Source organism: Pseudomonas sp. SLFW, assembly GCF_009905615.1.
In the GTDB taxonomy this organism is placed as follows: domain Bacteria; phylum Pseudomonadota; class Gammaproteobacteria; order Pseudomonadales; family Pseudomonadaceae; genus Aquipseudomonas; species Aquipseudomonas bambusae.
On record NZ_JAAAKW010000001.1, the window covers coordinates 322,810 to 340,551 of the forward strand.

Genomic DNA, 17,742 nt, shown 5'->3' on the forward strand with positions numbered 1-17,742 from the left:
AGTCAGGCAGCATGGCGCAGCAGTATCAACCGGGGCAACGCTGGATTAGCGACAGCGAAGCCGAGCTGGGTTTGGGCACCGTTCTGGCACAGGACGGCCGCTTGTTGACCGTGCTCTATCCGGCCACTGGCGACACCCGCCAGTATGCATTGCGCAACGCTCCCCTTACGCGGGTGCGGTTCTCGCCGGGTGACACCATCACCCATTTCGAAAACTGGAAGATGACCGTTCGCGAAGTCGAAGATGTCGATGGACTGCTGGTCTATCACGGCCTCAACGCGCAGAACCAGCCGGTGACACTGCCGGAAACCCAGCTCTCCAACTTCATTCAATTCCGTCTGGCCAGCGACCGCTTGTTCGCCGGGCAGATCGATCCGCTCGCCTGGTTCTCGCTGCGCTACCACACGCTGGAGCACACCAGCCGCCAGCTGCAATCCTCGCTGTGGGGCCTGGGCGGCGTTCGCGCCCAGCCCATCGCTCACCAGTTGCACATCGCCCGTGAAGTCGCCGACCGTATCGCCCCTCGCGTGCTGCTGGCGGACGAAGTGGGTCTGGGCAAGACCATCGAAGCCGGTCTGGTCATCCATCGCCAACTGCTGTCGGGTCGCGCCAGCCGCGTGCTGATCCTGGTGCCGGAAAACCTGCAACACCAGTGGCTGGTGGAAATGCGCCGCCGCTTCAACCTGCAGGTCGCGCTGTTCGATGCCGAGCGCTTCATCGAAAGCGATGCCAGCAACCCGTTCGAAGACACCCAACTGGCGCTGGTGTCGCTGGAGTGGCTGGTCGAAGACGAAAAGGCCCAGGACGCGCTGTTCGCTGCTGGCTGGGACTTGTTGGTGGTCGACGAAGCCCACCACCTGGTCTGGCATGAAGAGAAGGCCAGCCAGGAATACTCGCTGGTCGAGCAATTGGCCGAAGTCATTCCCGGCGTTCTGCTGCTGACGGCGACCCCGGAACAACTCGGTCAGGACAGCCACTTCGCCCGTCTGCGCCTGCTCGATCCGAACCGTTTCCACGACCTGAAAGCCTTCCGCGCCGAGAGCGAAAACTATCGCCCGGTGGCTGAAGCCGTTCAGGAACTGCTGGATCAAGGCCGCCTCTCGCCCAAGGCACACGAGACCATTCAAGGTTTCCTCGGGGCCGAAGGCGAAGCGCTGTTGGGCGCTGTGGCCGATGGCGACACCGAAGCCAGCGCCCGCCTGATCCGCGAATTGCTCGACCGCCACGGCACCGGCCGCGTGCTGTTCCGCAACACCCGCGCCGCCGTGCAAGGGTTCCCGGAGCGCAAGCTGCATCCGTACCCGCTGCCGTGCCCGGCCGAATACCTCGAATTGCCCATTGGCGAACACGCCGACCTGTACCCGGAAGTCAGCTTCCAGGCTCAGGGCGAGACCAGTGAAGAAGAACGCTGGTGGCGCTTCGACCCACGCGTCGATTGGCTGATCGACACGCTGAAGATGCTCAAGCGCGTCAAGGTGCTGGTGATCTGCGCTCACGCCGAAACCGCGATGGACCTGGAAGACGCACTGCGCGTGCGCTCCGGCATCCCGGCCACCGTGTTCCACGAGGGCATGAACATTCTGGAACGTGACCGCGCCGCCGCGTACTTCGCCGACGAAGAATTCGGCGCGCAGGTGCTGATCTGTTCGGAAATCGGCAGTGAAGGCCGTAACTTCCAGTTCTCGCACCATCTGGTGCTGTTCGATCTGCCTGCGCATCCGGACCTGCTGGAGCAGCGTATCGGGCGTCTGGACCGGATCGGCCAGAAGCACATCATCGAGCTGCACGTGCCGTACCTGGAAACCAGCCCGCAAGAGCGCCTGTTCCAGTGGTATCACGAAGCGTTGAACGCCTTCCTCAATACCTGCCCGACCGGCAACGCCCTGCAACACCAGTTCGGTCCGCGCCTGCTGCCACAACTGGAAGGTGGCGACGAAGACGACTGGCAAGCGCTGGTCGCCGAAGCCCGTGCCGAGCGTGAGCGTCTGGAAAGCGAGCTGCACACCGGCCGTGACCGCCTGCTGGAACTCAACTCCGGCGGCGCGGGCGAAGGCGATGCACTGGTCGAGGCGATTCTGGAGCAGGACGATCAATTCACCCTGCCGATCTACATGGAAACCTTGTTTGACGCCTTCGGCATCGACAGCGAGGACCATTCGGAAAACGCCCTGATCCTCAAGCCGAGCGAGAAGATGCTCGACGCCAGCTTCCCGCTGGGCGACGACGAAGGCGTGACCATCACCTACGACCGCAATCAGGCGCTGTCCCGCGAGGATATGCAGTTCATTACCTGGGAGCACCCGATGGTGCAAGGCGGCATGGACCTGGTGCTGTCCGGCTCGATGGGCAACACCGCCGTCGCGCTGATCAAGAACAAAGCGCTGAAACCCGGCACCGTGCTGCTGGAATTGCTGTACGTCAGTGAGGTGGTCGCCCCGCGCTCGCTGCAACTGGGCCGCTACCTGCCACCGGCCGCCTTGCGCTGCCTGCTGGATGGCAACGGGAACGATCTGTCGGGCCGCGTCTCGTTCACCACCCTGAATGACCAGTTGGAAAGCGTGCCTCGCGCCAGCGCCAACAAATTCATCCAGGCTCAGCGTGACGTGTTGAACCCGCAGATCAACGCCGGTGAAGCCAAGATCGCGCCGAAACACGCCGAGCGCGTGGCCGACGCCCAGCGTCGCCTGGCCGCAGACACCGATGAAGAACTGGCGCGCCTGACCGCCTTGCAAGCGGTCAACCCAACCGTGCGCGACAGCGAAATCACGGCCTTGCGCGAACTGCGTGAACAGGGGCTGGCGATGCTGGAAAAAGCAGCGCTGCGCCTGGAAGCGATCCGAGTGTTGGTCGCGGGTTAAGCCCAACTCGCCGGAGATCGTGCGGCGATCGCAAACCCTGTAGGAGCGTGGCTTGTCCCGCGATCTTGTGCGAAGCGCAAGCAAAACCGGATAACGCGGTGTATCAGCACTACCGGTGTTGTCTGGTTTTGCGACCGGTTCCCGGCCGATCGCGGGACAAGCCACGCTCCTACAGTCACACGCCCCCGCAGCTCACGCCACCGACGGCTTCACACCGCCTGCAACCGGCTCATCCGCCGCCATCCCCTCTCGCATCCGCCGCGCATCACGGCTGAAGCATTTCGACGCAATCACCAGAAACACCAGCGTGAAAAACAACGCGCCGGGAATTAGGTACATCATCGCGTCATGCAACCCCACCGCCTTGAACGCTTCGGTCACTTCCTCGACCTGTGCAGCGGCCATCGCTGTGTGGGCGAAATGATCGGACAGCAACCCTGCCACCACCGGCCCCAGTCCACCACCCAGCAAATACAATCCCGCGAAGAACAGCGCCATCGCCGTGGCACGCAAACGCGGCTGCACCACGTCCTGAATCGCGGTGTAGACACAGGTGTAAAAGTTGTAGGAAAACAGCCAGCCCACGCTAAACACCGCGACGAACAGACCGATCTCGATGCGCCCGGCATGCAGCGCGAAGCCGGTGCACAGGCAGGCAACGGTCATGCTCGCCGCCGCGAACATCAGACGACCATTGGCCCAGCGTTGATGCAGCTTGTCCGCGACCCAGCCCCCTGCCGTCAGGCCGATCAACCCCGTCACGCCAACGATCAACCCGGTGGCCATTGCCGCTTCCTGCAACGGCAGCAAAAAATAGCGTTGCAGCATCGGGACCATGAACGAGTTGCAGGCGTAGGTCGCGAAATTGAACGCCAGCCCCGCCAGCACCAGCCAGCGAAACGTCGGGATCGACAGCACGCGACGAATCGGGCGGTCGATTTTTTCTTGAGAGGTCGCGACACTTTCAGCCGCACCACGGGCGGGTTCGCGAATGAAGAACATGAACACCGCCAGGATCAGCCCCGGCACAGCGGCGATAAAAAAGGGGGCGCGCCAGCTGTCGAACGCCTTGACCATCGCGCCAATGGTGAAAAACGCCAGCAACAGGCCCAATGGCAAGCCGAGCATGAAAATGCCCATGGCGCGGGAACGTTTGTGCGCGGGGAACAGGTCGCCGATCAGCGAGTTGGCAGCAGGTGCGTAACTCGCCTCGCCTATGCCCACGCCCATGCGCACCAACAGGAAGGTCCAGAAACTGCCGACCAGGCCGTTCACAGCCGTCAGCCCGCTCCAGACCGCCAGCCCCCACCCCATCAATTTGCGGCGCGAGCCATTGTCAGCCATGCGTCCCAACGGCAATCCGGCGACGGCGTACACCAGGGTGAAAGCCGTGCCGATGATGCCCAATTGAAAATCGCTCAGCAGCCATTCCTTGCGGATCGGCTCGATGATGATGGCCGGGATCGTACGGTCGAAAAAGTTGAACAGGTTGGCCAGAAACAGCAGGAACAGGACGCGCCACGCGTTAGTCGCTTGAGTGGAATGATGCATGTGTCGTCTCTTTTTATTGTTGTTGGGCCAGACGCCCCCGCCGAGACCCTGAATCTAGTCAGGCTGATCGAAACTGTCTTGGATCATTCGCCAAACTGATACCCGCCCATCGTTTCAGCACCCTGAACATGGCCCCTGTCGCTCTACCTCTGCCCGCCGAATTATATTTTCGCCCCCCACTTCCCAACGCCATCCGGAAGCCTAGAATAGCGCCGGATCGCTCCCCCCCTCGCTGATCCATTCTCCGGTTTACATCCATGTCCGACGTCAGTCCGTGCCTGAATTGTGGTGCCTGCTGTTCACACTTTCGCGTGTCTTTTTATTGGGGTGATTGCGAATCCGCTGGTGGGACAGTGCCCGACGAATGGGTCAGCAGCATCAGCCCGAGCCGCGTGGCAATGCTCGGCACCGACTGCAAATCGCCGCGCTGCACAGCCCTGCAAGGCGAAGTGGGCCAAGGCACACGGTGCTCGATCTATGAAAAACGCTCCAGCACCTGCCGGGAATTCGAGGCTTCATGGACTGACGGCGTGCACAACCCCGACTGTGACGCCGCCCGTGCAGCATTCGGTTTATTACCGGTGGAACCGATGGACAGTGGCAAAGTCACATCACTGATCGTCGCCTGTGCATAGAACCTTTCGCGATAACGGTTATTGCGAAATAGTTGGTACGTCCGTCCCTCTATGGGTGTTTAAAAATAGGCGACTCCTATAATCATCGCAAAGTGCCATCAGTTGCCCAGACTGAGGTATCTCCAGCAGTGAACACATGGAGCGTGCTATGGATTGGCTGGGTTTGCATTTTTTGACGTCGATGCCCGCGCATGGCGGAATGATGCTTCATGGCACTCATAATCCCGGCCTCATCGTCCTCGCTTACGTGGTGGCCTGCGCCGCCAGCTTCGCAACGCTGAGCATCGCCGAGCGCGTCGGCCACGTGGACCGCGTGAACGCACGCCTTCGCTGGCGCGCCCTCGGGTCGCTGTGTCTGGCCGTTGGCATCTGGGCCATGCATTTCATCAGCATGCTGTCCTTCCAGGCCCCACTGGACATGCATTACGACCTCCCCGTCACCATCGCATCACTGGCCATTGCCCTGGTCTCCGGCATGGTGGCCATGGAAGCCCTCGGCCATCCGCGGTTGCGCGTCAGTCAATACCTGGTCGCCTCGGTGTGCATCGGCCTGGGGATTATCGCCATGCATTACCTCGGGATGTCGGCCATGCGTTCGAGCGCCACGCAGTATTACGAACCGTGGCGCTTCGCAGGTTCAATCGTGGTCGCCATTGCCAGCAGTCTGACCGCGCTGGTGCTGGCCATTCGTCTGCGTAAAGGCAGCGGCACCCGGCATCAGTTGCTCAAATACGGTGCGAGCCTGGTGCTGGGTGCAGGGATCGTAGCCACGCACTTCATGGGCATGTGGGCCTTGCAGTTGAGGGTGCCTGACGACATGCCGATAGAGATGCATGCCACGGGCAACAGTCTGCAACTCAGCCTCACCATCGCATTGATTGTGTTGCTGATCATCGCGGGCAGCATCAGTGCCGCCCTGGCAGACAAGAAGCTGCAAGCCAAGGAACGCGACCTTGCCAGGGTCAACGCTTTGCTGAGCCAGCTCGATCAGGCGCGGGCGTCATTGCAACAGGTCGCCCACTACGACGCCCTGACCAACCTGATCAACCGTCGCGGGTTCAACCAGATCTTTGCCGAACGCCTGACGGAACAGAAGCAGGCGCACGGCAAGCTGGCTGTGATGTTTCTCGACGTCGACCATTTCAAGCGGATCAACGACAGTCTGGGGCACGACGCGGGCGACGAGCTGCTGACAGTCATTGCCGACCGCATCCGGGGCGCGACCCGGGCCAATGACGTGGTGGCACGTTTCGGGGGTGACGAATTCTGCATTCTCATCGAGCTGGAAAACGTCGAGGAAGCGCGACACATGGCGCACCGGGTCATGGCCAAAATGAAAGACCCCATCGCCTTGAACGGCAGGCGCATGGTGATGAGCACCAGCATCGGCATCAGCGTGTTTCCCGAGGACGGTGAGACCTGCGATGAGCTGCTCAAGCACGCTGACCTGGCCTTGTACCAATCCAAGGGCAATGGCCGTAACACCCTGCACTTTTTCAATGAAAGCCTGAAAACCCGCGCCAGCATGGAGCTGCACCTTGAAGAACAGCTGCGCCATGCGTTGACCGAAGGACAGGGCCTGCAACTGTATTACCAACCCATCGTTGATCTGCGCACCGGTCACGTTGCCAAACTGGAAGCCTTGGTCCGCTGGCAGCACCCGACTCAAGGCCTGTTGACCCCGGATCGTTTCATCACGATTGCTGAAACCAACGGCTTGATCGCCGATCTGGACAATTGGGTCTTGCGCCGCGCCTGCCAGGATTTGGCGCAACTCTGTGACAACGGCTTTGAACACCTTGTGATTGCCGTGAACTGCTCGGCGCTGAACCTCGCTCGCGAGGAACTGGTGCAAGAGATGGACTCGGCGCTCAAGGAGGCGGGTGTGGCGCCACAACGGCTGGAACTGGAGGTCACGGAAAACGCGTTGATGGGCAACATCAGCAACACGGTTTTGCTGCTCAACGAAATCCGCAAGCTGGGCGTGGCCTTGTCCATCGACGATTTCGGGACAGGCTATTCTTCACTCGCCTACCTCAAGCGTCTGCCGCTGGACACTGTGAAGATCGACCGTTCGTTCATCATCGACATCCCCAAATCCCCGCAAGACATGGAAATCGTCCAGGCGATCATCGTCATGGCCCACACGTTGCGCCTCAAAGTGGTGACCGAGGGCGTCGAGACGCCGGCACAGCTGGAATTCCTGAGCGAATACGGCTGCGATTTCGTCCAGGGCTACCTCTTCAGCAGACCTGTGCCGCTGGAGACACTCAAGCCATTGGTACAGCAACTCAATCAGCGCCAGCCCTCGCAACTCTGGCCGTCCACTCACCTCCTGGAAGCAGTGGAAATGACCGTCGGCCAGCCCATTACCGAGGAAGGCCTGCGAGAAACCGAACATCCACGCCCCGATCGCTTTCGTTCTCGCCCACAACGCTGAGCGTGTGAAGCAGTCCTCACATCGAGGGCTGAACGTTCAAGTCGCCCGCCATCACGCCGATCAGCAAGGGGAATCCCTTAGACGGCGCTAGGGTTGGGCCCTATCGCTCGTTGCCGATAGCCCACTGTACAGTCGGGTTTTCTTTTTGGTGATGGCGCGTTGACACCCCTGCGTCGTCCTTCAGGCGTGGCGTGCAATGACCCATAAAACCGAGGCTGCAGGCGCAGTATCCGAACTTCTGCAAACCGTACTCAACGAGCACAGCGCGTTGCCACCCGTCGATTATCGACCGCAGCCCGTGCCCGCGCAGTCGTATCTCTACTTCACTGAAACCGACACGGATCGCATCCTCGACAACCTCGACGGCTTGCGTGACATGGTATTTCCGCCATCGATTCACTTCGAAGAAACGGAAAACCGCGCCGACCAACAATTCCCGTCCGTTTGCCTGATCGGACTGGGACGTTGCGGTTCCAACATCGCGCTGGACGTCGCTGAACTGGTCTACAACGCCCGCACGTTTTACCTGAACCAACTGAACAACGACGAACGTCTGCGCGACGACAAGGGCTACAGCCCTGCCCGCTGGATTCGCAACAACCTGCGTCTGGGGCAGAACAAGTCGAGCAAGCCGGTGTTTCTGGTCGAGCCGCTGGTGATGCTCGGCGATCTGGACAAGGACATCGCCGGGCGCATCCGCTTCTCGCGCAAAGGCGACAAAAGCGGCTTCATCAAGGACTACTCCAAGATGAAGATCATGGACCTCTCTGAAGTCCACGCCGGGGGTGCGGGCAACGCGCCGATTCTGGGTCAGTACCTGGCCAAGATCATCCTGAACAAAGACACCGACCACTTTTCCAGCGCGGACTGGAAGCTGATCCACTCCTACCTGATCGATTCCTGCGGCATCAAGGCGAACCAGTCGCGGCTGTATTTCTACATTTTCAGCGCGGGGGGCGGCACGGGTTCGGGCATGGCCTCGGAATTTGGCCTGGCGCAGCAGTTCTCGTACATGAACAAGACCTTTGACACCAAGCCTGCCAGCGAAAACGATGGCAAGCGGGGGCGCTCTTTTGTGTTCGAGCCGATTTTCACCAGTGGCATCTGCGTGTTGCCGAACATCTCCGACCATCGCAGCGAAATGTCTGAAGCCCTGCACATCAACGCCGGACGGTTGCTCTGCAAGTACCTGGCAGAAGAGTGGGACTTCTCGTACAACTTCGAGAACGAAGACAGCAGCGAAGCCAGCGTCATGGGCCGTATTCGCCCGTGGAACGCGATGATGCTGATCTCCAACGACATCATGCGCTACGCCGAAGAAAGCGATGACGGGACCATCGAGAACATCGACGTCAATGCGATGGAACGTCACGCCAACCAGTACATCTCACAGCAGATTTTCAACATTCTGACAGCGCAGGCCGTCACCACGGACTACGACCAGAATTACTTCCGGCGTGCAGGGATAGACATCGGCGAGACCATTCGCCTGGATGCCAACGACCTGTTCATGAGCCTGGCGGGCCCTGTGGCGATTGCCTACGCCGAGTCGGTGGTCCCGGAGACGCCGCTGCCGGGCTCGGACAAGCTCAAGCTGTTTGAGAAAGAGCCGCCGCGCCTGGACATCGACGACCTGTTCTTCCGCTCCATCGACCTGCCGCACTTCAACAAAATGACTCAGGCCATCGAGGGCATCAGCCTGCTGCCCATCGAGTCACGACGCTATCGCGCGGCGCTGGAGCAGTACAAGGCGTCGGGGTATGACGCGGCGGCGTTGCACGATCTGCATTTCTTCAAGAACTGCTCGTCGGTGGTGTCGATCGTTTCGCTGCCCAAGGATTACAAGCTGTCGTACATGGACCTGAACCGGTTGAAGACGCACCTCAACAGCCTGTTCCCCAACACGACGCTCAAGCGTTACGCGCTGGTGATCGGTGCGTCGGCCAACCTGTCGCTGACCACCCTGATCGCCAAGAGCCCGTGCCTGTCGGACGACTTCCTGACGCTGATCGTGGCCTTCATCAAGCGCTGTTTCGCCAAACAGCCGTATCGCTTCGATGACACGCTGGACAACTCGATTCTGGATTTCATCATGAGCGATGAGTTCGACGAGGCACGCATCGACGACCTGCTCAACGAATACGAAAACCCGGCGAAGATCCTGGACACCAACTGGTACGCGATCAAACCGATGTACGAGAAGAAATACCGCGAGCTGATCGACGACAAGGCGCGGTTCATCTCGATCAACGACATCCGCATTTCCCGCGAGAGCGTGAAGAAAGCGGTGAAATACCTGCGAGAGATTTACCGTCACCGGATTGGAAAGACGCGGGTTATTTCGCTGAACCAGCACACGGGCAAGACGGGGTATCTGGGGTGAGGGGTTGAGTTGATATTGCTGCATTGATGCCCTGTCGGGCCTATCGCGAGCAAGCTCACTCCTACATCGTTTGCAACGTGCCGCATCCTAATGGATCGAGTTACCAGCTTTTTGAGCAAGCCTTGAAATTGTGCGGCGAACACCAAGGCTAACGACTCGGTCCATCAGGCCATGGCACGTTTAAACAGATGCAGGAGTGAGCTTGCTCGCGATAGGCCCGAAGGGCATCAAAGTAATGATCTCAATCCAGACAAGACCTGCTACCTCACCACACTTAAAGTTACCGACCTACCCACTTTGCCATCATTCTGCGCACCAAAAATGCACACGATCACTGATCACGCCCTTTCCTGGATCAACACCCAAGGCGCAACGACGACCGCCCACAACGCCGGATCGCGGGTCAGGAGGTCCAAAGCCGTTGATTCAGAGAGCTTGCTGACTTCCTCGCTCTTCAGCCAGGCAGCCACTTTCAGCTCAGCGTTTTCGGCGAATGCTTCGGCCACGGCGATCAAATCCTGCGATTGCTCGACCCACAACAGGGCACCCTTGGCAAAGAACGGTTCGAGTTCCTTCCAAGTAATAGAAGCCGTTTCGCCAAGCAATTTGGCATAGAGGGTGCTAGGTTCTTGCGTCATGGGTTTCACCGTTTGGAAAATCGGCGTAAATGATACCGCCGCCTTTCCCACGCACAAACCCGGATACAAGTGATTGATTGCAGAGAACTTCGCTCAAGCCGATAGAAAGGTGACCCGGTTGGGGAATCGGCCGGCTTGATTATGTATCTTTCTTTCGATTAAGCGACATCAACAGGTTTTGCCCCCTGCAGCCAGCTTTTCAAGCGCTCGACCGGCGCTCTAAACTGTTCCGGTACAGTTGCCGGGGGTGTGGCCTGGATCAATCAATCCGGTCCTGCAGCTTTGGCCGTCAGGATTATAAAAACTACAAACGCAAGAGTGGAGCATCATGACTAAGGGTATTAATCAGATTTCCAAGCTGTTTGCCGCACTGGTTCTGGCGGGGGTTGCCAGCCATTCGTTCGCAGCTGACACCATCAAGATCGGCATCGCCGGCCCGAAAACCGGCGCGGTTGCCCAATACGGCGACATGCAGTTCAGCGGTGCCAAAATGGCCATCGAGCAAATCAACGCCAAAGGCGGCGTGGATGGCAAGAAGCTCGAAGCCGTTGAATACGATGACGCCTGTGACCCTAAACAAGCGGTCGCGGTCGCCAACAAAGTGGTCAACGACGGCGTGAAATTCGTGGTCGGCCACCTGTGCTCCAGCTCCACTCAGCCAGCGTCCGACATCTACGAAGACGAAGGCGTGATCATGATCACCCCAGCCGCCACCAGCCCGGAAATCACCGCGCGTGGCTACAAGCTGGTGTTCCGTACCATTGGTCTGGACAGCGCCCAGGGCCCGGCTGCTGGCGAATACATCGCCAAGCAAGTCAAGCCGAAGATCGTCGCTGTGATCCACGACAAACAGCAGTACGGTGAAGGTATCGCCACTGCCGTTAAACAAACCCTGGAAAAAGACGGCGTCAAAGTCGCCCTGTTCGAAGGCATCAACGCCGGCGACAAGGACTTCTCGTCGCTGATCGCCAAAATGAAGCAAGCCAACGTCGACTTCGTCTACTACGGCGGTTACCACCCAGAGCTGGGTCTGATCCTGCGTCAAGCACAGGAAAAAGGCCTGAAAGCCGGCTTCATGGGCCCAGAAGGCGTGGGCAACGCTTCCATCTCGCAGATCGCTCAGGACGCTTCCGAAGGCCTGCTGGTGACCCTGCCGAAATCCTTCGACCAAGACCCTTCGAACAAGGCGCTGGTTGACGCATTCAAGGCGAAGAAAGAAGACCCGAGCGGTCCTTTCGTATTCCCGGCCTACGCCGCTGTTGAAGTGATCGCCGAAGGCATCAAGACCGCCAAGTCCGAAGACACCGCCAAAGTGGCAGCCGCCATCCACGCCGGTACCTTCAAGACTCCTACCGGCGATCTGTCTTTCGACGCCAAGGGTGACTTGAAAGACTTCAAATTCGTCGTTTACACCTGGCACAAAGATGGCACCAAGACTGAAGCCCCTGTGAAGTAATCACAACCTTCATGCTTACCCGGAGCCCACTGCAACCGCAGTGGGCTTTGTTTTAGCTGGGACGCGGGATTTCACAAGAATCCTGATGCCCTGAACATCTTGAAACCGCACCAGTGAATCACTGGGCTCGTGCCGGACGCGGACGTAGATCACAACGCGCGAGCGGGAAAAAGACTCAACCAGTGAAACACCGCCAAGGTTTTTAGGAGCGCGGCAATGCCCGAGATAGATCTCTATCATTTTTTCCAACAGCTGGTTAATGGCATGACCATTGGCAGCACTTATGCCTTGATCGCCATCGGCTACACAATGGTCTACGGCATCATCGGCATGATCAACTTCGCCCACGGCGAGGTGTACATGATCGGTTCGTACGTGGCGTTCATCGCCCTCGCGGGCCTGACCATGCTGGGCCTGGATAATCTGCCGCTGCTGATTACCGCAGCGTTCGTCGCCAGTATCGTGGTGACCAGTGCCTACGGTTACGCCATCGAACGGGTTGCCTACCGTCCGTTGCGTGGCAGCAATCGCCTCATCCCTCTGATTTCCGCGATCGGCATGTCGATCTTCCTGCAGAACACGGTGTTGTTGTCGCAGGATTCCAAAGACAAATCGATCCCCAACCTGATTCCCGGCAACTTCGTGTTCGGCAGCGCCAGCACCCATGAAGTCGTGATCTCGTACATGCAGATCCTGATCTTCATCGTGACCGTCATCGCCATGCTCGGCCTGACCTGGTTCATCTCCCGCTCCCGCCTGGGCCGCGCCTGCCGCGCCTGCGCCGAGGACATCAAGATGGCCAACCTGCTGGGGATCAACACCAACAACATCATCGCCCTGACCTTCGTCATCGGTGCCGCGCTGGCGGCGGTCGCTGCGGTACTGCTGAGCATGCAGTACGGCGTGATCAACCCCAACGCCGGATTCCTGGTCGGCATCAAGGCCTTCACCGCAGCGGTTTTGGGCGGTATCGGCAGTATCCCGGGCGCGATGCTCGGCGGTCTGGTGCTGGGTGTGGCTGAAGCGTTTGGCGCCGATATTTTCGGCGACCAGTACAAGGATGTGGTGGCGTTCGGTCTTCTTGTCTTGGTGTTGTTGTTCCGGCCAACCGGCCTGCTCGGCCGTCCGGAGGTTGAAAAAGTATGACCAGGAATCTCAAATCGGCCCTGTTCAGCGCTGTACTGGTGCTGCTGGTTGCCTACCCGATCCTCGGGCTCAAACTGGACATCGTCGGTGTCAATCTGGCGGTTGTCGGCGCCAGCACCACGACCGTGCTGGTGATCTTCGCCGCTGCATTGCTGATGTTCCTGCGCGTGCTGTTCAACGAACAGATCAGTGCCATGTGGCGTTCGCGCCCTCAAACCCAACTGGTGTCGGACAAGGCCAGCAATTTCCTGACCCTGCCATCGACCCAGCGCTGGTTCCTCGGTGCCATCGTGGTCGTCGCCCTGATCTGGCCGTTTTTCGGCTCGCGCGGCGCGGTGGACATCGCGACCCTGATCCTGATCTACGTGATGCTGGGCCTGGGCCTGAACATCGTGGTCGGTCTGGCGGGCCTGCTTGACCTGGGTTACGTCGGCTTCTACGCCGTCGGCGCCTACACCTACGCGCTGCTGCAACACTACTTCGGCTTCGGTTTCTGGATCTGCCTGCCCCTGGCCGGTCTGGCCTCGGCGACCTTCGGCTTCTTGCTGGGCTTCCCGGTGCTAAGACTGCGTGGTGACTACCTGGCGATCGTGACCCTCGGTTTCGGGGAAATCATCCGCCTGTTCCTGCGTAACCTGACCGACATCACCGGCGGTCCGAACGGCATCAGCAACATCGAAAAACCGACCTTGTTCGGCCTGAGCTTTGAGCGTAAAGCCGCTGAAGGCATGCAGACGTTCCACGAGTTCTTCGGCCTGGAATACAACTCCATCAACAAGGTGATCTTCCTCTACCTGATCGCCCTGCTGCTGGCGCTGTTGGCGCTGTTCGTCATCAACCGCCTGCTGCGCATGCCGATCGGCCGTGCGTGGGAAGCGCTGCGTGAAGACGAAATCGCCTGCCGCGCGCTGGGCCTGAACCCGACCGTGATCAAGCTTTCCGCGTTCACCCTGGGTGCTGCGTTCGCCGGTTTCGCCGGCAGCTTCTTCGCCGCGCGCCAAGGGCTGATCACCCCGGAATCGTTCACCTTCCTGGAATCGGCGATCATCCTCGCCATCGTGGTATTGGGCGGCATGGGATCTCAGCTGGGCGTGATTCTCGCGGCGGTCGTGATGATCCTGCTGCCTGAACTGCTTCGCGAATTCAGCGAATACCGCATGCTGGGCTTCGGCGCCTTGATGGTGCTGATGATGATCTGGCGTCCTCAGGGTTTCCTGCCAATGCAGCGTCCCGTCATGAAACTCAAGGGGGAACGCTGATGAGCCGCCCACTTCTGCAAGCCTCGGGCTTGAGCATGCGCTTTGGCGGCCTGTTGGCGGTCAATGGCGTGGGTCTGACCGTCAACGAGAAACAGGTCGTGTCGATGATCGGCCCGAACGGCGCCGGCAAGACCACGGTATTCAACTGCCTGACCGGTTTTTACAAACCGACGGCGGGCACCATCCTGCTGGACGGCGAGCCGATTCAAGGCCTGGCCGGTCACGAAATCGCCCGCAAAGGCGTGGTGCGAACCTTCCAGAACGTGCGCCTGTTCAAGGAAATGACGGCCGTCGAGAACCTGCTGGTGGCCCAGCACCGTCACCTGAACACCAACTTCCTGTCCGGGCTGTTCAAGACCCCGGCCTACCGTCGCAGCGAGCGCGAGGCCATGGAATACGCCGAGCACTGGCTCGAAGCCGTCGACCTGAAAGCCTTCGCCAACCGCCCTGCCGGTACGTTGGCCTACGGTCAGCAACGCCGCCTGGAAATCGCCCGCTGCATGATGACGCGCCCGCGCATCCTCATGCTCGACGAACCGGCCGCCGGTCTGAACCCCAAGGAAACCGAAGACCTGAAAGCGCTGATCGGCGTGCTGCGCAACGAACACAACGCCACGGTGTTGCTGATCGAGCACGACATGAAGCTGGTCATGAGCATTTCCGACCACATCGTGGTGATCAACCAGGGCACGCCTCTGGCCGACGGTACGCCCGAGCAGATCCGTGACAATCCTGAAGTGATCAAAGCCTACCTGGGGGAAGCGTAAATGCTGCAGTTCGACAACGTTTCCACCTTCTACGGCAAGATTCAGGCGCTGCATGGCGTCAGCATCGATGTGCAACAGGGTGAGATCGTCACCCTGATCGGCGCCAACGGTGCGGGCAAGTCCACCCTGCTGATGACCCTGTGCGGTTCGCCGCGCGCTCACAGCGGCAGCATTCGCTACATGGGCGAAGAGCTGGTCGGTCTGGAGTCGTCGGTGATCATGCGCAAGAGCATCGCGGTGGTGCCGGAAGGCCGTCGTGTGTTCGCCCGCCTGACCGTCGAAGAGAACCTGGCCATGGGGGGATTCTTCACCGACAAGGGTGATTATCAGGAGCAGATGGACAAAGTCCTGGAACTGTTCCCGCGCCTGAAGGAACGCTTCAACCAGCGCGGCGGCACCATGTCCGGCGGCGAACAGCAAATGCTCGCCATTGGCCGTGCGTTGATGAGCAAGCCAAAAATGCTGCTGCTCGACGAGCCGTCACTGGGTCTGGCGCCGATCATCATTCAGCAGATTTTCGAGATCGTCGAACAGCTGCGACGTGAAGGCGTGACCGTGTTCCTGGTCGAGCAAAATGCCAACCAGGCCCTGAAAATCGCCGACCGCGCCTACGTGCTGGAAAACGGCCGGGTGGTAATGCAGGGCACGGGCGCCGAGTTGCTGGTCGATCCGAAAGTGCGGGATGCGTATCTGGGCGGGTGACAGAGCGCGTTTGCTTGAGAAAGCGGTGCGTCAGTTATAGAGGTATCGACTGACACACCGCGTTCGCTGCCGTCGTACCTTCGGCGGCTCCCACAGGTGATGCAGTGGATCGAAAATCTGTGGCACTTTCCGACAATGCCGTGTCGATCGCCCTCTGCGTAACGCCACAAATCTTGTGGGAGACGCCGGAGGTACGACGGCAGCGAAGCGGTTCGCCTGACACGCCTCTTCTCTAACCCATCACTTCAAAGCTTCTCCAACGCCGCCGTACTGCGCTCGAACCATTCCGTCAGATATTCCGCCATCACCTGAATCCGCCTCGGCAAGTGCCCTTCGAACGGGTGCACCAGGTACAGCGACGACACCGGCGTCTGATAATCGCGCAACAGCCACTCCAACCGCCCGTCATGCAATTCATCGTGAACCATGTACGATGGCAAGCGCGCAATCCCGGCCCCCACCAACGCCGCCCTCTTCAGCAACCCATAGTGATTACTGGCAAAGGTCCCCCGTACGTTCACCCGGCTCAATTCGTGGTTCTGGTGATACACCCACGTCTCGCGACCGGCGTAGTGGCTGTTCAGCAGGCAGCGATGCACCCGCAGCGCTTCGGGGGATTGCGGTTTGCCGTGCTGTTCAAGGTACGCAGGGCTGGCGCAGGTCAGTTCTTGCAGCGACAACAGCGGCTTGGCCACCAGGCGCTCGTCGATGCCGACACTGGAGCGAATCCCCAGGTCAAACCCGTCCCGGCGCATGTCGCGGAACTGATTGTTGAGGTCCAGTTCGACCTGTACGTCGGGGTATTTCGCGCTGAACTCGGTCAGCAGCCCCTCGAAAAACGTCTCGCCCAGTGAGACCGGCACCGTCAGCCGCACCGCGCCTACCAGGCTCTCGCTCAGGTACGCCATCGCGTCACGCACACGATCCCGCTGGGCCACCAACGCCCGCGCTTCGGGCAGCAGAATCGCCCCTGCCGAGGTCAGCGTCAGGCTCCGGGTGGTGCGATGCAACAGCGTCACGCCGAAGCTCTTTTCCAGCTTGCTGATGCGCTTGGACAGCTGGCTGGTGCTGGTGTCCAGCCATTGGGCCGCCAGGGTGAAGCTGTTGGCTTCGACCAGCAGGGCAAACGCCGCCAGATCGTCCATTTCGCTCATGATTGTTTCCTTTCTGACAAACCGGGAATGCCGTTTAGCCCATTTATCTGTGGGAAAAGGCAGCTCACACTGAGCGCCTGATCCATTAACGGAAGGACTGCACTGTGAAAATTCTACTGATTGGCGCTGGCGGAACCATTGGCACGGCCATTGAGAAAGAACTGGCGCCACGCCACGACATCGTTCGCATCGGCCGAAACAGCGGTGACGAGCACGTCGATATTAGTGACAGCGCGTCGATCCGCAAACTGTTCGAACGGGTAGGTCCTTTCGACGCATTGATCTGCGCGGCCGGGAACGTCACCTTCGCACCACTGGCCGACATGACCGAAGACTCGTTCGCGCTGGGCCTGCGCGACAAGCTCATGGGTCAGGTCAACCTGCTGCTGATCGGCCGCGAATTCGCCAACGACGGCGCCTCGTTCACCTTCACCACCGGCATCACCAGCCACGACCCGATCCGCACCGGCGCCTCGGCCAGCCTGGTAAACGGCGCCATCGACGCATTCGTCTGCGCAGCGGCCATCGAGATGCCACGGGGCATGCGGGTCAACTCGGTGAGTCCGAACGTGTTGATCGAAGCCATGGGCGCCTACGCACCCTACTTCCGGGGTTTCAAACCGGTGTCGGGTGCGGACGTCGCGCTGGCCTACGCCAAAAGCGTCGAAGGCCTGCAGACTGGCCAGACGTATCACGTCGGCTAATCCCCTCTTGTGATGCGCGAGCAGCCTGAGTAACGTGGCGGCACTTGTC

General features: G+C 59.9%; 13 protein-coding genes. 10 read left to right on the forward strand and 3 right to left on the reverse strand.

Going from position 1 to position 17,742, the window contains the following annotated elements:
- The first annotated feature begins 11 nt into the window (after positions 1 to 11).
- Complete coding sequence (gene rapA / locus GVN17_RS01265) at positions 12 to 2,858, forward strand: RNA polymerase-associated protein RapA (RefSeq protein ID WP_166593412.1); 2,847 nt, start codon at positions 12 to 14, stop codon at positions 2,856 to 2,858.
- Positions 2,859 to 3,050: 192 nt separating this feature from the next.
- Here the strand turns inward: rapA and GVN17_RS01270 are convergent, their stop codons facing one another.
- Positions 3,051 to 4,463 (reverse strand): spinster family MFS transporter, encoded by a 1,413-nt coding sequence (locus tag GVN17_RS01270; RefSeq protein ID WP_371928473.1) that lies wholly within the window; start codon positions 4,461 to 4,463, stop codon positions 3,051 to 3,053.
- 203 nt (positions 4,464 to 4,666) lie between these two features.
- Between GVN17_RS01270 and GVN17_RS01275 the strand changes: the two genes are divergently transcribed.
- The 3 genes from GVN17_RS01275 to GVN17_RS01285 all read left to right on the forward strand — a co-directional run bounded on the left by GVN17_RS01275 (position 4,667) and on the right by GVN17_RS01285 (position 9,867).
- Complete coding sequence (locus GVN17_RS01275) at positions 4,667 to 5,044, forward strand: YkgJ family cysteine cluster protein (protein WP_166593414.1); 378 nt, start codon at positions 4,667 to 4,669, stop codon at positions 5,042 to 5,044.
- A 148-nt stretch (positions 5,045 to 5,192) separates the two neighbouring features.
- On the forward strand, positions 5,193 to 7,484 hold the full coding sequence (locus GVN17_RS01280; RefSeq protein WP_166593415.1) for a bifunctional diguanylate cyclase/phosphodiesterase: 2,292 nt from the start codon (positions 5,193 to 5,195) through the stop codon (positions 7,482 to 7,484).
- Positions 7,485 to 7,680: 196 nt separating this feature from the next.
- Positions 7,681 to 9,867 carry a hypothetical protein gene (locus GVN17_RS01285; RefSeq protein WP_166593416.1) on the forward strand — a complete coding sequence of 729 codons (2,187 nt, stop codon included), beginning with the start codon at positions 7,681 to 7,683 and terminating at the stop codon, positions 9,865 to 9,867.
- A 338-nt stretch (positions 9,868 to 10,205) separates the two neighbouring features.
- Here GVN17_RS01285 and GVN17_RS01290 read toward each other — a convergent pair whose 3' ends face one another.
- Positions 10,206 to 10,505, reverse strand: a complete 300-nt coding sequence (locus GVN17_RS01290; RefSeq protein WP_166593417.1) for a DUF2288 domain-containing protein — start codon at positions 10,503 to 10,505, stop codon at positions 10,206 to 10,208.
- 328 nt (positions 10,506 to 10,833) lie between these two features.
- On the opposite strand from GVN17_RS01290, the gene GVN17_RS01295 reads away from it, so the two are divergent.
- From GVN17_RS01295 to GVN17_RS01315, 5 genes are all read left to right on the forward strand, one after another.
- Positions 10,834 to 11,961 (forward strand): branched-chain amino acid ABC transporter substrate-binding protein, encoded by a 1,128-nt coding sequence (locus GVN17_RS01295; protein ID WP_166593418.1) that lies wholly within the window; start codon positions 10,834 to 10,836, stop codon positions 11,959 to 11,961.
- A 216-nt stretch (positions 11,962 to 12,177) separates the two neighbouring features.
- Positions 12,178 to 13,107 (forward strand): high-affinity branched-chain amino acid ABC transporter permease LivH, encoded by a 930-nt coding sequence (gene livH, locus GVN17_RS01300; protein ID WP_166593419.1) that lies wholly within the window; start codon positions 12,178 to 12,180, stop codon positions 13,105 to 13,107.
- Positions 13,104 to 14,366: a high-affinity branched-chain amino acid ABC transporter permease LivM gene (locus tag GVN17_RS01305; RefSeq protein WP_166593420.1), complete on the forward strand. Its 1,263-nt coding sequence runs from the start codon at positions 13,104 to 13,106 to the stop codon at positions 14,364 to 14,366. The genes livH and GVN17_RS01305 overlap by 4 nt, the downstream gene beginning before the upstream one ends.
- Complete coding sequence (gene livG, locus GVN17_RS01310) at positions 14,366 to 15,133, forward strand: high-affinity branched-chain amino acid ABC transporter ATP-binding protein LivG (RefSeq protein ID WP_166593421.1); 768 nt, start codon at positions 14,366 to 14,368, stop codon at positions 15,131 to 15,133. Before GVN17_RS01305 ends, livG begins: the two co-directional genes overlap by 1 nt.
- Positions 15,134 to 15,835 (forward strand): ABC transporter ATP-binding protein, encoded by a 702-nt coding sequence (locus GVN17_RS01315; protein ID WP_166593422.1) that lies wholly within the window; start codon positions 15,134 to 15,136, stop codon positions 15,833 to 15,835.
- 245 nt (positions 15,836 to 16,080) lie between these two features.
- Here GVN17_RS01315 and GVN17_RS01320 read toward each other — a convergent pair whose 3' ends face one another.
- The gene (locus tag GVN17_RS01320) at positions 16,081 to 16,989 is read right to left on the reverse strand and encodes a LysR family transcriptional regulator (RefSeq protein ID WP_166593423.1); all 909 of its coding nucleotides are present in this window, start codon (positions 16,987 to 16,989) and stop codon (positions 16,081 to 16,083) included.
- Between the two features lie 104 nt (positions 16,990 to 17,093).
- Between GVN17_RS01320 and GVN17_RS01325 the strand changes: the two genes are divergently transcribed.
- On the forward strand, positions 17,094 to 17,693 hold the full coding sequence (locus GVN17_RS01325) for a short chain dehydrogenase (protein WP_166593424.1): 600 nt from the start codon (positions 17,094 to 17,096) through the stop codon (positions 17,691 to 17,693).
- Positions 17,694 to 17,742 lie beyond the last annotated feature (49 nt).

What these genes read in the sequence shown, in the direction of transcription:
- rapA (WP_166593412.1), top strand. Translation starts at nt 12, where the DNA reads ATGGCGCAGCAGTATCAACCGGGGCAACGCTGGATTAGCGACAGCGAA.
- GVN17_RS01275 (WP_166593414.1), top strand. Translation starts at nt 4,667, where the DNA reads ATGTCCGACGTCAGTCCGTGCCTGAATTGTGGTGCCTGCTGTTCACAC.
- GVN17_RS01280 (WP_166593415.1), top strand. Translation starts at nt 5,193, where the DNA reads ATGGATTGGCTGGGTTTGCATTTTTTGACGTCGATGCCCGCGCATGGC.
- GVN17_RS01285 (WP_166593416.1), top strand. Translation starts at nt 7,681, where the DNA reads ATGACCCATAAAACCGAGGCTGCAGGCGCAGTATCCGAACTTCTGCAA.
- GVN17_RS01290 (WP_166593417.1), bottom strand. Translation starts at nt 10,505, where the DNA reads ATGACGCAAGAACCTAGCACCCTCTATGCCAAATTGCTTGGCGAAACG.
- GVN17_RS01295 (WP_166593418.1), top strand. Translation starts at nt 10,834, where the DNA reads ATGACTAAGGGTATTAATCAGATTTCCAAGCTGTTTGCCGCACTGGTT.
- livH (WP_166593419.1), top strand. Translation starts at nt 12,178, where the DNA reads ATGCCCGAGATAGATCTCTATCATTTTTTCCAACAGCTGGTTAATGGC.
- GVN17_RS01305 (WP_166593420.1), top strand. Translation starts at nt 13,104, where the DNA reads ATGACCAGGAATCTCAAATCGGCCCTGTTCAGCGCTGTACTGGTGCTG.
- livG (WP_166593421.1), top strand. Translation starts at nt 14,366, where the DNA reads ATGAGCCGCCCACTTCTGCAAGCCTCGGGCTTGAGCATGCGCTTTGGC.
- GVN17_RS01315 (WP_166593422.1), top strand. Translation starts at nt 15,134, where the DNA reads ATGCTGCAGTTCGACAACGTTTCCACCTTCTACGGCAAGATTCAGGCG.
- GVN17_RS01320 (WP_166593423.1), bottom strand. Translation starts at nt 16,989, where the DNA reads ATGAGCGAAATGGACGATCTGGCGGCGTTTGCCCTGCTGGTCGAAGCC.